Origin of the sequence: Kineothrix alysoides (genome assembly GCF_000732725.1) — a bacterium.
GTDB lineage: Bacteria > Bacillota > Clostridia > Lachnospirales > Lachnospiraceae > Kineothrix > Kineothrix alysoides.
This window is the reverse complement of the sequence record NZ_JPNB01000002.1, coordinates 590,869-604,993: the sequence shown is the minus strand read 5'-3', so window position 1 is coordinate 604,993 and position 14,125 is coordinate 590,869. Positions and strand designations below refer to the sequence as shown.

Below are 14,125 nucleotides of genomic sequence, written 5' to 3'. Positions count from 1 at the left end.
TTTAGCTTATCATATCGGTTCAGGCATTTTTGCGGGACCGCGGACTGTGAAGAAAGGTATGGGTTATTTTATGAATAGACCGAAAAAGCAAGCATATTATCATTTGATGATGCTTCCGGGGATGATATTTTTAATTATTTTTAATTTTATTCCTATGGCTGGAATTGTGATGGCATTTCAGAATTTCAGCCCGGTAAAGGGGATTTTGGAATCTAAATGGGTAGGGTTTGATAATTTTAGATTTATCTTCAGCCTCCCGGATAGCAGACAGATTTTTGTTAATACAATTATCATATCGCTTGGGAAGATTTTGCTTGCAATCCTTATTCCGGTCTGCTTTTCCCTGCTGCTGAACGAAATAAAAGTGAAGTTTTTTAAACGAACGGTTCAGACAATTGTATATATGCCTCATTTTTTGTCTTGGGTAGTGTTTGCTGCGGTAGTCCAAAGTATATTTTCTTATGACGGGCCGGTCAATGTACTGCTGACGGCAATAGGAATGGAGCCTGTTATGTTTTTGGGAAGCAACCAATGGTTCCGAACGTTAATGGTTACTACCGACAGCTGGAAAGAATTCGGTTATGGCTCGATCATTTATCTGGCGGCGCTTACGGGAATAGATCCGGGGCTGTATGAAGCGGCATCCATTGACGGGGCGAGCCGATGGAAAAGGCTTCTGTATATCACCTTGCCGGGAATCATGCCGATTATTCTCATTATGCTGACGATGGCCCTGCCTAACATTTTGAACGCGGGTTTTGATCAGATTTTCAATCTATACAATCCGCTCGTTTACGAATCGGGAGATATTCTGGACACCTATGTTTACAGAGTGGGTATGTTAAAAAGGCAATACAGTCTGGGAACGGCAGTAGGATTGATTAAATCTGTGGTCGGAATGATACTCATATTAGCTGCGAATAAATTGGTCACGACATTTTCCGACCGGAGAATGTTCTAAGGAGGACAAAGATGAAAAAGCGGAAAAAAATAGATTTACTGACCGTATTCATTTACGCGGTGGTGGTAGTGATGGGCCTAAGCTGCCTTCTTCCGCTGCTGAATACGTTGGCGTTATCCTTTAGCAGCAGCGCGGCGGCTACAGCCGGTAAGGTAGGCATTATACCGGTGAGTTTCACACTGAGTTCTTATCAGAAGATATTGAATGACCAACAGTTTTGGAGATCCTTTCTCATTTCGGTATTACGGGTGATGGCAGGTACCTCGCTCAATATATTTTTAGTGATTACCATGGCTTATCCTTTATCCAAGAGCCGAAGAGAATTCGGTGCGCAGAAAATATACATCAAATTCGTGATATTTGCTATGCTGTTCAACGGCGGCATGGTTCCTACATACATGGTAGTGCAGAAGCTGGGAATGATCAATACCATCTGGTCTTTGATTTTTCCGGGAGCGGTGGGCACGGGAAATGTTATCCTGATGATGAACTTTTTCAGGAGCGTACCGAAGTCTCTGGAAGAAGCGGCGGAGATCGACGGTGCTACCCCATTTCAGATTTTATGGAATATTTTTATACCGGCATCGAAGCCTTGCATAGCTACTATTGTGCTTTTCTGTATTGTAGGGCATTGGAATGATTATTTTTCCGGAATTCTGTACATAACGAAGGTGCATAACTATCCCTTGCAGACCTATATACAAATGATAGCTACCACCTTTGATATTTCAAAAATAACTGATATTAAAAAGCTGGAAGAATTTCTTGCGGTATCCGAAAAGACGCTGAATTCGGCAAAGATAGTCGTATCCGTCATACCGCTGTTATTGATTTATCCTTTCCTGCAGAAATATTTTACTACGGGACTCGTGGTAGGAGCCGTTAAGGAGTGAGAGAAGGACGAATGAAGAAAATATATAGAATTGATGCCGAAGGAAGGGCATTGGAAGAAAATATAGTACACCGCGGGAAGCTTCGCATTACATTGCTGACCCCTGCGCTTTTCAGGATAGAATATAACAGGGAAGAAGACTTCGTGGACGCGCCTACACAGGCGGTATGGTTCCGGAAGTTTCCTGCCGTGGATTATTGCCTGGAGGAGTCGGAGGAAAGCCTGTTTCTGGAAACTGCGCGGATATGCCTTAAATATAATAAGGACAGTAAAGCGGAGGATTTCCTGACAATCAGAATAAAGGACGAGGCGGGCAGGTATATCGGAAGCTGGAAATGGACTGATAAGGCCCTGACGCTAAAGGGCACCGCCAGGACCCTGGACGAAGCGGACGGTGCGATAACGCTGGAGGAAGGTATTATTTCGAGGCAGGGGTATTCTGTTCTGGATGACAGCACTTCCTATTTAATTAAAGAAAGCGGTGAACTGACGGGCAGAAAAAGCATCGGCAAGGATATTTATTTCTTTGGATACGGTCATGCCTATCAGGAATGCCTGAAGGATTTTTTTCGGCTGACAGGGAAGCCGCCTATGCTTCCCAGATTCGCCTTCGGTAATTGGTGGAGCCGCTATCACAAATATACGGAAGAGGAGTATAAAGCGCTGATAGAAAGGTTCGAAGAAAATGAAATTCCGCTGTCCGTGGCGGTAATCGATATGGACTGGCATATTACCGAAATTGCTTCCGGCGAAGGGAGCGGATGGACGGGATACACGTGGAACCGAGAATTGTTTCCGGAACCGGAGAGGCTTCTTACATGGCTCCATGAAAAAAAGCTTCAGGTATCTCTCAATGTGCATCCGGCAGAAGGAGTTTTGCCATATGAGGAGGCTTATGATGAAATGGCAGGAGCCCTCGGTATGGATACGAAGAGGCGGGAGCCCATAGACTTCAACATTTCTGATCCTGAATTTCTGGAGGCATATTTTCAATATCTGCATGCTCCTAACGAAGTGATGGGAGTGGATTTCTGGTGGGTGGACTGGCAGCAGGGGGAAAAAAGCGGGCTGCCGGGAGTGGACCCGCTATGGCTTCTTAACCACTATCATTATTTGGACAATGGAAAGGAAAATAAGAGGGCGTTGATTCTGTCCAGATATGGTGGAGTCGGAAGCCACAGATATCCGGTGGGATTTTCCGGCGATTCTATTATATCGTGGGAAACCCTGAAATTTCAGCCATATTTTACGGCGACGGCGGCTAATATTGGATACGGATGGTGGAGCCATGACATTGGCGGCCATATGCTGGGAGCATACGATGAGGAATTGCAGATCCGCTGGGTTCAGTTCGGAGCGTTTTCCCCTATCTGCCGTATACACAGCTCGGCAAGCCCTTTCAATCATAAGGAACCATGGAACTATTCTTTGGAGACTAATATGATCATTACGAAGTACTTGCGGCTGAGGCATCAATTGATTCCCTATCTGTATACAATGAACAAGGTTTTTTCCTCGGAAGGGATTCCTCTGTTGAGACCTTTATATTATGAGTACCCGGAAAAAGAGGAAGCGTATCGTATGCCGAATGAATACCTTTTTGGAACCCAGATGATTTGCATTCCCGTTACTGAGCCTGTTATCGATGCAATACGGGTGGCTAAAGCAAACGCTTGGATACCGGAGGGTACCTATATCGATTGGTTCACCGGCATGATTTACAGAGGCGGGCGCAGGATAGACCTTTACCGGGGGATTGGGGAAATGCCTGTTCTTCTTAAGGCAGGAGCCATTGTACCGCTGAATGGAGATGAGAAGAGAAGAAACGGTGCGGATAACCGGGACTTATTAGAATTGATAGTAGCCGCAGGGGCGGACGGAGAATTCGAATTATATGAGGACGATGGTATCAGCCTGCTTTTTGAAAAGGGAGAGTATGTAACCACGCAGTTTGAGCTGGATTACAGGAACGCCGGAGAGCTTCGGATCCATGGAGCAAACGGCGACTTGAAATTAATACCGGAGAGAAGAAAATACCGGATCCGCTTCCTTGGATTTGAAAAACCGGAGACGATATGGGTAAAAAGAGATGGCACATTAGCAGAACTATCGTTTTACTATGAAGCGATAAGGAATGAAGCAGTGCTGGAATTAGAGGCAGGAGTTGATGAAGAGATTAGTATATCCTTTCAAGGGGGCATGCGGTTAGGAAACAATAAAGTACCGGAGAGATGCTTTCTGCTGCTGGATAAGGCTAAAATTGAATATACCGAAAAAGAGAAGATTTATAATATCATCACAAAAAACACATGCGGCAGGGCTTTGACAGGCTTGCTGAGCTTAAATATAAATGCTGAGCTATACGGAGCAATTCATGAACTGCTGCTTGCTGAGGAAGAATGAGAGAGGACACATCTTATGAAAAAATGGCTTCAAAGCGTCTATTCCGATGGGACAGGACATTACGTCAGCGAGCCTTATCCTGCAAAGGGTGAGCGGGTCGATATACAAATCAGAATGTTGAAAAATCAAAGTGTAAAGCATGTGCTTCTGCGTTCTAAAGAATTCGGAATTGAAAAATTAACCGAGATGAAGTTGTTTAAAATGAAAAATGGATTGGATTATTATAAGGCACAGGTTCGGATAAACGATCCGGTATACCGCTACCAATTCTACTTGGTTACGGAAGAGAAAATTTATTATTATACGCAGCACCGTATCACGGATCATATTCCCGATGAATCGAGGGACTTTGTGATACTTGCGGACTATCATCCGGCCAAATGGATAAAGGAATCTGTTTTTTATCAGATTTTCCCTGACAGGTTCTTCAACGGAAACGAAAAGATCAGCGTGAAGGACGGGGAATACAGCTATCAGGGGCATCCTGCCATTCGGGTAAAGAATTGGAATACACCAGCTGTAGACTATGGGCAGACGCACGCTCTGGATTTTTATGGGGGAGACCTGGAGGGAGTCATCAAGAAGCTGGATTATCTGTCGGAGCTTGGCGTAAATGCCATATATCTGAATCCTATTTTCGCATCCCCCTCGGTTCATAAATATGACAGTCTGGATTATTACCATGTGGATACTCATTTGGGCGGGGATGCAGCGCTGAAAAGGCTGATTAAAAAAATGCATGAGAGAGAGATGAAGCTCATGCTGGATATTTCAATCAATCACACAAGCTCCGCCGCACAGTGGTTCAATAAAGAGAACGAATTTTATCAAGCTTGTGTGGGAGCGTATCAAAATCCGGAATCGGAGCTTCGCAAGTTTTATTTTTGGGACGACAAGGGAAATTATGATACATGGTGCGGAGTGAAGACTATGCCTAAGCTCAACTATGGGTCTGAGGAGTTGAGAAGAAAGGTATATAAAAACAGGAATTCCGTACTTAAAAAGTGGATGAAAGAGCCTTACGGAATCGATGGCTGGAGATTTGATGTGGCGGATTGTCTGGCGAGAAACGAGGTGACGGATGTACATGAGGAAGTTCTTAAGGAGATAAGACAGGAACTTAAGTCCGAAAATCCCGACATTTATTTGTTGGCGGAGGACTGGGCGGACTGTTCGGAGGATCTGAAAGGAGACGCATGGGACGGAACGATGAATTATTACGGCTGTGCCCGGCCGATTCGTGAATTTGTAGGAGAAATCGATTTATTTCATGTAAGGAACCCGATACTCAGCCGCGTAACCTGTAAAATGACGGCGAAACAGTTGGCGGAAAGAATTACACAATTTTATGCGAAACTTCCCTGCTCCGTACAGTATCAGATGTTCAACCTGCTGAACAGCCATGATGTGACCAGGCTTTATAATAATCCTCAAGTGAACACGGAGGAGCACAGAGGGGCGGTCATGATGATGTTTGCATTGCCGGGATGTCCTAATGTTTATTATGGAGATGAAATCCTTTTGGAGGGACGTATCGATTCTACAGAGAGCTGCCGTTATCCCATGAATTGGAACCGGAAGGAGGAATTTACGGAGATTTATGAATTCTACCGGAAGCTGTCACGGCTGAAGAGAAGTTCCCAGGCTATGCAGGACGGGGGATTTCAGGTTTTTTGGGATAAGGATTACATATTTGCTTTCTCCAGATTTACGGAAAAGGAGGTTATCTTTGTTATTTGTTCGACGGATGACAAAGAATATGAAATAATTCTTCCAATTGAGAATTATGGATTAGAGCATTTTCGGGAAAAAGAGGATTACTTCGGCATTCCTTTGGATACGGAAAAAAGGGATGGAAAAATAATATGTCACATAAAGCCCCACCAAAGCTATCTGATAACGGTGCCCATAGAAAAATAGGAGAAAGGCCGACTGTTTTTTGCAAAGGAAATAGAGTATAATGTTCTTAACAATAACTATTTTTGAAGGAGCATTAGTATGATAACGTTAAAGGATATTGCAAAAGAAGCCGGAGTAAGCAGTGTAACGGTTTCAAATGTAATTAACGGTAATTATAAAAAAGTATCTGCCGAGAAGATTGAAGAGATTCAGGAGATCATTAAAAAGCATCATTATGTTCCTAATGCAGTAGCGAGAAGTCTCGCAGTGAAAGAGTCAAAGCTTATCGGAGTAGTAATTCCTTATGTGTCTGAGAATGAGAACTTTCTGCAAAGTCCTTATAACGCGGAAATACTCGGAGTGCTGGAAAAATGGATTCGTAAGAACGGATATTATTTGATGGTACGATGCGTGGATAGCTGTAATGAGATCATTCCGGTAATCAACACGTGGAATGTAGATGGAGTAGTCTTTCTCGGAGCGTACAGCCACGAAGTGAGAGAACTGAAGAAACAATTGCAGCTGCCGATGGTTTTTATCGATACATATACGGAAGAAAAAGGAATTGTAAATATTGGCGTAGATGATTTCAGAGGAGGCTATATCGCCACGAAATATCTGATCAGCAAAGGCCATCGTTCTATCTGTTTTGTTGGACCGTGCTATATCGACGGAAATGTAGTTGAAAAGCGTTACGGCGGATACTTGAAGGCGATGCGGGAATGCGGTTATGAGAATAATATTTTAAGTGAGCATGCCGTTGGAACTTCCTACGAGTGCGGTGTAGGCATAGGGAAAAAAATCGCGTTTGCAGAGGAAGAAATCACCGCTGTCTTCGCTACGGCGGACATATTGGCGTTAGGATTGATTCAGGGTTTGCGCTTAAGCGGAAAAAGAGTCCCGCAGGACGTATCCGTGATCGGATTCGACAATTTACTGGAATGCAGATATTCTACGCCGCAGCTTACGACTGTATCGCAGAACATTTCTGTAAAAGCGGAACGGGCGGCAGCGGCTCTGTTTCAAATGATCAGGGAAAAGAAGAAGCTGTCCATGAATGAGATAATTGAAGTGGAATTAGTGGAAAGACAGTCGGTCTGGCAGTTATCGGGCACGGACTAAAAAAGCAATGCCGTCAGGCATTGTTTTTTGATTTTACATAATATGTCGTAAAAGGATAGAAAACGACTAAATAATAGTATGGAACTTCAAAGAAAAAAATGCTATACTGTAAGAAATGTATTTTTCAAGGTTATGGGGTGTTACAAACGGGTAGATGATACCCGCAGGGAAAAGGGTAAGGTATGAAAAACAGCATTAAGTTAAAAGGCAGATTAAAAAAATATTTGCAGACTTCCGTGTATTTAGGTATTTTATTAATTATCGTAAACTTAGGAATCTATCTGATCGATTACCGCGCAGGGCTGGTCCTCACATGCTTTGTTATTTTCTATTTCGCGGTAGTTTCATCGCTTTTGCTATACAATAAGCCGGTTATCATGAACGAGCTGATCAGTTTTGCTACGCAATATGGACAGATTCAGAGAAAGCTTCTCAGGGATTTGGACTTGCCCCACGCTCTGTTGGACGATGAGGGCAAGATTATCTGGACGAACGCGGCCTTCGAGAAGACGGTACATAAGAGCAGGGGATACCGCAAGTCGATTACTTCCCTGTTCCCTACGATTACGAAGGAAAAGCTGCCCGGTGAAGCGGATGAGGTGGAATTCAGCATAAGCTTCGAGGACAGCGATTATGTGGCCAAGCTGAAGAAAATATCGTTGAAGGATATGGAAGAGGGCAGCGATATCATCGAGGTGGAAGACTATGGAGGCTATTTGATTGCCCTTTATTTATTCGATGAAACCGCTTTGAAGATCGCTCTTCAGGAGGTGGATGACCAGAGCCTTGCGGTAGGCCTGATTTATCTCGATAATTACGATGAAGCGTTAGAAAGTGTGGAAGAGGTAAGGCGTTCTCTTTTAATCGCGCTGATCGATAGAAAAGTAAATAAGTACATAGCCGGTCTGGACGGCATTTGCAAGAAGATAGAAAAAGATAAGTTCCTCGTTATCATGCGCAAGAAGGCAATCGCTTATCTTCAAGAATACCGGTTCGACTTATTGGAAGATGTAAAGACCGTCAATATCGGTAATGAAATGGCGGTAACCATCAGCATAGGTGTTGGCCTGAACGGACTTACCTATGCGCAGAACTATGAATTCGCACGCAACGCCATCGATTTGGCTCTGGGCAGAGGCGGCGATCAGGCCGTGGTGAAGACCCCCAATAACACCATTTACTATGGCGGTAAGAGCCAGCAGGTAGAGAAAAATACTCGTGTCAAGGCGAGGGTAAAGGCACACGCACTGAAGGAAATCATATCCGGCAAGGACAAGGTTATCGTAATGGGACACCGGAATGCGGATGTGGATAGCTTCGGAGCGGCGGTAGGTGTGGCGCGGATCGCGCACACGCTGGAGCGCAAGGTGCACATCGTCGTCAACAATGTGACCACATCGCTGCAGCCTATGGTCGAGATGTTCAAGAACAATCCCGAATATGCTGATGATCTGATTATCAACAGCCAGCAAGCTATCGAGATGGTAGGAAATAATGCGGTGCTGGTAGTGGTGGATGTGAACAAGCCGAGCATCACGGATTGTCCGGAAATGCTTCGTTTGTGCAAATCCATCGTGGTATTCGACCACCATAGGCAGGGTACGGAGGTTATTGAAAATGCGACGCTTTCTTATGTGGAAGGATACGCATCATCCACCTGTGAAATGGTTTCGGAGATTCTGCAATATATCGGAGATAATATAAAGATTACGAGCACCGAAGCGGACTGTCTGTATTCGGGCATTATGATAGATACCAACAATTTCATGACGAAGACGGGAGTAAGGACCTTCGAGGCAGCGGCATTTCTCAGAAGAAACGGCGCGGACGTTACGAGAGTGCGCAAGCTGTTCAGAGAGGATGCTGCAGACTACAAGGCAAAGGCGGACGCAGTCAGCCAGGCGGAGATTTACCGCAATGCGTATGCGATTTCCATCTGCACGGGAGACGATGTTTTGAATCCTACGGTGGCGGGAGCGCAGGCAGCCAACGAATTGCTTAATATTAAAGGCGTGAAGGCCAGCTTTATTTTGACCGAATACCAGAACCAGATTTATGTCAGTGCACGCTCTATCGATGAAGTCAATGTTCAGATTATTATGGAAAGGCTGGGCGGCGGAGGACATATGAATATAGCCGGATGCCAGATGGAGGACAGGTCCCTGGCAGAGGGCATCGGCATCATTAAGCATACATTAGATACGATGATTGAAAACGGCGAGATATAAGCTCAGTCAAAGGTTTTCAAAACTTGAAAGGAGTATATTGACAGATATGAAGATTATTTTGATAGAAGATGTGAAGAGCTTGGGCAAGAAGGGGCAGATTGTGGAAGTGAACGACGGTTATGCGAGAAATTTCGTGCTTCCCAAGAAGCTCGGATTAGAGGCTACAGGCAAGAACATTAACGACTTGAAGCTGCAAAAAGCCAACGAAGAAAAAATAGCGGCAGAACAGCTTCAGGCTGCCGAAGACTTCGCGGCAGAAATGGAAAAGCAGGAAGTCGTCCTGACGATAAAGGCAGGAGAAGGCGGAAAGACCTTCGGTTCCATATCCTCAAAGGAAATTGCGGAGGCTGCCAAGAGTCAGTGCGGAATGGAAATTGACAAGAAGAAGATTCAGATGCCGGAAGCGATAAAGAGTCTTGGTACATACGAGGTATCCGTAAAGCTGCACCCGAAGGTAGCAGGTAAGCTGAAAGTAAAGGTTCAGGAAGAAAAATAAAAGATACGAAAAGTGAGAGGATGAAAAGTGGCAGCAATGGAAGAAACATTGCTCAAAAGGGTACTGCCCCATAGTATAGAAGCCGAGCAATCCGTGATAGGCGCTATGATTATGGATAGGGAAGCGATTGTTGTAGCCTCCGAAATAGTGACGGAGGATGATTTCTACAGCAAGCAGTGCGGGATTCTATTTGAGGCTATGATAGAACTGAATGATGAAGGGAAGCCGGTAGACTTAGTAACACTGCAGGACAAGCTGAAGGAAAAGGATATTCCGGCGGAGATGAGCAGTCTGGAATATATCAGGGACTTGATCACCGCGGTGCCTACTTCTGCCAATATCAAATACTACGCGAATATCGTGGCGGAGAAAGCCACCTTACGCCGGTTGATAAAATTAAACGAAGAAATAGCCAATACATGCTACGTAGGGAAGGAAAGTCTGGAAGTAATCCTGGAGGATACGGAAAAGCGCGTATTCAATCTGGTACAGAGAAGAAATACGGGAGAATTCGTACCGATTCGCCAGATTGTCATGAACGCCATGGACCAAATCGAGAAGGCCTCCAGAAATAAAGGGAGCGTTACGGGTATTGCCACGGGATTTATCGATTTGGATTACCGGACGGCCGGAATGCAGCCTTCCGACCTCGTTCTCATCGCGGCCAGACCGTCCATGGGAAAGACAGCCTTCGTGCTGAATATCGCTCAGCATGTGGCTTTCAAGCTGAATCAGACCGTAGCTGTGTTCAGTCTGGAAATGTCCAAGGAGCAGTTGGTCAACCGTTTGTTTTCCTTGGAATCCAGGGTTGATGCGCAGAAGCTGAGGACGGGAAGTTTGTCTGACGGCGATTGGGAAAAGCTGATTGAGACAGCCGGAGTTATCGGCAAGTCGAATCTGATCATAGATGATACGCCTGGTATCAGTATTGCGGAGCTGCGTTCCAAATGCAGAAAGTACAAGTTGGAGCACGGGCTTAAAATGATTATCATCGACTATTTGCAGTTGATGTCGGGAAGCGGCAAGGGAGATTCCAGACAGCAGGAAATCTCGGATATTTCCCGCTCATTAAAGGCATTGGCCAGAGAGCTTAGCGTTCCGGTGCTGGCCTTATCCCAGCTTAGCCGTGCGGTAGAGCAGAGACCGGACCATAGGCCGATGCTGTCGGACCTTAGGGAGTCGGGAGCCATCGAGCAGGATGCCGATGTGGTTATGTTTATTTATAGAGATGATTATTACAACAAAGATACTGAGAAAAAAGGAATTGCAGAGATTATCGTGGCAAAGCAGAGAAATGGACCGATCGGAACGATAGATTTGGTCTGGTTGCCGGAGTATACCAAGTTCGCCAATATGCAGAAATGATAATCTATATTTTATTCTAAAAATAAGAAGATAAGATTACAAAAGAGGACATGTATAGTATACAGTCCTCTTTTTATGTATATGGTTGACAAAATAATCCGATAAAATACAAAATTCAACAAAGTATATAGCGGAGGGAAAGTGTCGAAAAAATAAACCGGAAAATATAGGAAGACAGAAAGGAGAAAAAAGAATGGAAAGACAGACACGCTATTTAATTTCGGATGCAGCAAAGCTGGTGGAGGTAGAGTCCCACGTGCTCCGCTATTGGGAGGAGGAGCTTGGAATTCCGATTAAGAGAAACGAGCTGGGACATAGATACTATACGGAAGAAGATGTGGAGTGCTTTAAGGAGGTAAAAAATCTGAAGGAGCAGGGCCTGCAGCTCAAGGCAATCCGGGTAGTGGTCCGAAATGGCAGGTTGGAACGCACAAGCGGTAATTCAATGATTGAGAACGGGCTGCTGCATGGCGAAAGATTGGACAAGACCAATGAGAACAAGAGAAAAGCATATGAAAGCGAAGGGCCGGAGTCTGTAATGAGCAAAGAACACGGAGGACAGATGATAGAGATCATCGCGTCTAAGGAATTGACCGAGGCAAGGCAGGAGAGCGTTGGTTTCGGAGCTATCGGAAGAGAAGAAAAAAGCATGCGGCTGCAAATACTTTTGCAGCATATGATATCGGAGGCGGTAAAGGAGAGTAACAAGGAGCTGTGCGACGATATTAAAGAAAGTGTCCTTAAGGAAATGGACTATCAATTCCGGATTCAGGAGGAAAAGGAGGAAGTGCGGGAAACCGAGCGAAACAGGAGAGAGGACGAGCATTATAAGAAAATCGATGAACTGCTTAGAAGTTACAGCAAAAAGGGAAGGAGGAAAGAGAAGGCAGAAGAGAAGCAAAGCCGTCTCGCTGCAAGAAAAAAGCCTTCAATCGTCTGATTGAAGGCTTAAGGAGCGTTATTATAATAATATTAGCCCTGAGAAATAGCGCCGGTAGGGCAAACGCCTGCACAAGAACCGCAGTCGATGCAGGTACTAGCATCAATTTCGTACTGGCTGTCGCCTGCGCTGATTGCGCTAACCGGACACTGTCCTTCACAAGAACCGCAGCTTACACAAGCATCACTAATTACATATGCCATAATGATATTCCTCCTTAATATGTATCCTTATTGATAAATTGTTATCAAACTATACCTTATTTTAATATAAAACCGGGTTAAATACAAGTGAAACATAAAATATTAAGTTACTGTTCACTCCGTTCTCAGCAACACATGATTTCTGCATTTAAATTCGCTTCGCGAAGCAGAAATCATCTCTTGAATCACGTTCTTACGCAGCTTAACAGCAAGTGTTAAGCTACTGTGTGAACAGTTAACAATGTTAACACAAAACCAGAAAGCCTCTTATAGCCCTTAATGAGGCTGACCGGGTTCCGAACGGCGCTTCTTGATTCCCTCAAGTATTACCTTTTTCTTCTCGGGAATCTTATTCTTGTCCATAGCGGGAACGCCGGAAAGTTTGTATTCTATATTGAGCTGTTTATACTTAGCTTCTCCCATCGTGTGATAAGGGAGCACATCGAGCGCTTTCAGATTACTGAATTGACCGATGAAATATCCTAAGTCGAACAAATACTTATCATCGTCGGTAAGTCCCGGAACAATCACGTGACGAACCCACATATCCACATGCTTTTCATTCAGATAGGCAGCAAATGCGAGGATATCTTCATTGGGCTGCTCTGTAAGTTCCTTGTGCTTCAGGGAATCGATATGCTTTATATCCAGCATAACCAGATCGGTCAAGGTCATTAGCTGATCCAGCTTTGCGATCCACTTCGTGTTCTGCGCTTTGTATGTGATGCCCGAGGTGTCGATGCAGGTATGAACGCCTTCTCTTTTTGCGATGGTGAATAAATCGATCAGAAAATCGATCTGCATCAAAGGCTCTCCGCCGGTTACCGTCATACCGCCGTTTTTATAAAAGGCTTTGTTCCTATTGTATTGTTCAAATACTGCCTCCGGCTCCATGAGATTGCCGGCATTCATTTCCCAAGTGTCGGGATTGTGGCAATAAGCGCAACGCATAGGGCAGCCCTGCAAAAAAACGACAAATCTCGTACCTGGGCCGTCCACCGTACCAAAACTTTCAATTGAGTGTATTCTGCCTTGCATGTCCATCTTCCTTTTCTTTTAAAAAGGGCCCTGAAATGGTTTCAAGGCCCTCGATGATAATTGTTTTTGCGCAATTATACGGATTCGTGGAATGTACGTGAAATAACGTCATTCTGCTGTTCGGGAGTCAACTTGATGAAGTTAACTGCATATCCGGATACGCGGATAGTAAGCTGAGGATAGTTCTCAGGATGTTTCTGGGCATCCAGAAGAGTGTCTTTGTTAAGAACGTTAACGTTCAGGTGATGTCCGCCCTTCGTTGCATATCCGTCTAATAATGATACAAGGTTATCAACCTGTGCTGCACTGATATCTGCCATTTTACTTATCTCCTTTTTCTTTATCGATAGTCGTCCAAGCCCTGTTCCAAGGTAGGAACACTGCATGCTAACGGGGTTCTGGAACAGTCTGTACATCCCAAAGTCTGAACGTTTTTCGATTCTTCCTGAGAATTGTCCACGTCCACATTTATGTGACCTACACCTTGAGCCACGCCGGAATCCAACATTTTTACAATATCGTCAATCATTGTTTTCTCATCCATAACAAACCCCTTTCTTGTTTCGTTTTATAGTTAA

General features: G+C 44.6%; 13 protein-coding genes. 9 read left to right on the top strand and 4 right to left on the bottom strand.

The features are described 5' to 3' along the window. Positions 1 to 70: 70 nt before the first annotated feature. From CC90_RS0113735 to CC90_RS0113690, 9 genes are all read left to right on the top strand, one after another. Entirely contained in the window at positions 71 to 961 is an 891-nt protein-coding gene (locus tag CC90_RS0113735; protein ID WP_031391344.1) for an ABC transporter permease, read from the top strand. Positions 962 to 972: 11 nt separating this feature from the next. Continuing rightward, on the top strand, positions 973 to 1,854 hold the full coding sequence (locus tag CC90_RS0113730; RefSeq protein WP_031391343.1) for a carbohydrate ABC transporter permease: 882 nt from the start codon (positions 973 to 975) through the stop codon (positions 1,852 to 1,854). Positions 1,855 to 1,865: 11 nt separating this feature from the next. Next, positions 1,866 to 4,256, top strand: coding sequence for a glycoside hydrolase family 31 protein (locus CC90_RS0113725; protein WP_031391342.1), 2,391 nt, complete (start codon positions 1,866 to 1,868; stop codon positions 4,254 to 4,256). A gap of 15 nt (positions 4,257 to 4,271) precedes the next feature. Then, positions 4,272 to 6,176: an alpha amylase N-terminal ig-like domain-containing protein gene (locus CC90_RS0113720; RefSeq protein WP_031391341.1), complete on the top strand. Its 1,905-nt coding sequence runs from the start codon at positions 4,272 to 4,274 to the stop codon at positions 6,174 to 6,176. A 78-nt stretch (positions 6,177 to 6,254) separates the two neighbouring features. Next, a complete protein-coding gene (locus CC90_RS0113715) occupies positions 6,255 to 7,277 on the top strand; it encodes a LacI family DNA-binding transcriptional regulator (RefSeq protein ID WP_031391340.1) in 1,023 nt (340 codons plus the stop codon). 182 nt (positions 7,278 to 7,459) lie between these two features. Further along, complete coding sequence (locus tag CC90_RS0113705; RefSeq protein ID WP_031391339.1) at positions 7,460 to 9,505, top strand: DHH family phosphoesterase; 2,046 nt, start codon at positions 7,460 to 7,462, stop codon at positions 9,503 to 9,505. Positions 9,506 to 9,551: 46 nt separating this feature from the next. After that, complete coding sequence (rplI, locus tag CC90_RS0113700; RefSeq protein ID WP_031391338.1) at positions 9,552 to 10,001, top strand: 50S ribosomal protein L9; 450 nt, start codon at positions 9,552 to 9,554, stop codon at positions 9,999 to 10,001. Positions 10,002 to 10,037: 36 nt separating this feature from the next. Further along, entirely contained in the window at positions 10,038 to 11,366 is a 1,329-nt protein-coding gene (dnaB, locus tag CC90_RS0113695; protein ID WP_031391337.1) for a replicative DNA helicase, read from the top strand. Between the two features lie 193 nt (positions 11,367 to 11,559). Further along, positions 11,560 to 12,306, top strand: a complete 747-nt coding sequence (locus CC90_RS0113690) for a helix-turn-helix domain-containing protein (RefSeq protein WP_031391336.1) — start codon at positions 11,560 to 11,562, stop codon at positions 12,304 to 12,306. A 32-nt stretch (positions 12,307 to 12,338) separates the two neighbouring features. Here CC90_RS0113690 and CC90_RS0113685 read toward each other — a convergent pair whose 3' ends face one another. From CC90_RS0113685 to CC90_RS0113670, 4 genes are all read right to left on the bottom strand, one after another. Continuing rightward, the gene (locus CC90_RS0113685) at positions 12,339 to 12,509 is read right to left on the bottom strand and encodes a DUF362 domain-containing protein (RefSeq protein WP_031391335.1); all 171 of its coding nucleotides are present in this window, start codon (positions 12,507 to 12,509) and stop codon (positions 12,339 to 12,341) included. A gap of 276 nt (positions 12,510 to 12,785) precedes the next feature. Further along, positions 12,786 to 13,547, bottom strand: a complete 762-nt coding sequence (gene pflA, locus CC90_RS0113680) for a pyruvate formate-lyase-activating protein (RefSeq protein ID WP_031391334.1) — start codon at positions 13,545 to 13,547, stop codon at positions 12,786 to 12,788. 74 nt (positions 13,548 to 13,621) lie between these two features. Further along, on the bottom strand, positions 13,622 to 13,867 hold the full coding sequence (gene grcA3 / locus CC90_RS0113675; protein WP_031391333.1) for an autonomous glycyl radical cofactor GrcA3: 246 nt from the start codon (positions 13,865 to 13,867) through the stop codon (positions 13,622 to 13,624). Positions 13,868 to 13,887: 20 nt separating this feature from the next. Continuing rightward, on the bottom strand, positions 13,888 to 14,091 hold the full coding sequence (locus tag CC90_RS0113670) for a hypothetical protein (RefSeq protein WP_031391332.1): 204 nt from the start codon (positions 14,089 to 14,091) through the stop codon (positions 13,888 to 13,890). Positions 14,092 to 14,125 lie beyond the last annotated feature (34 nt).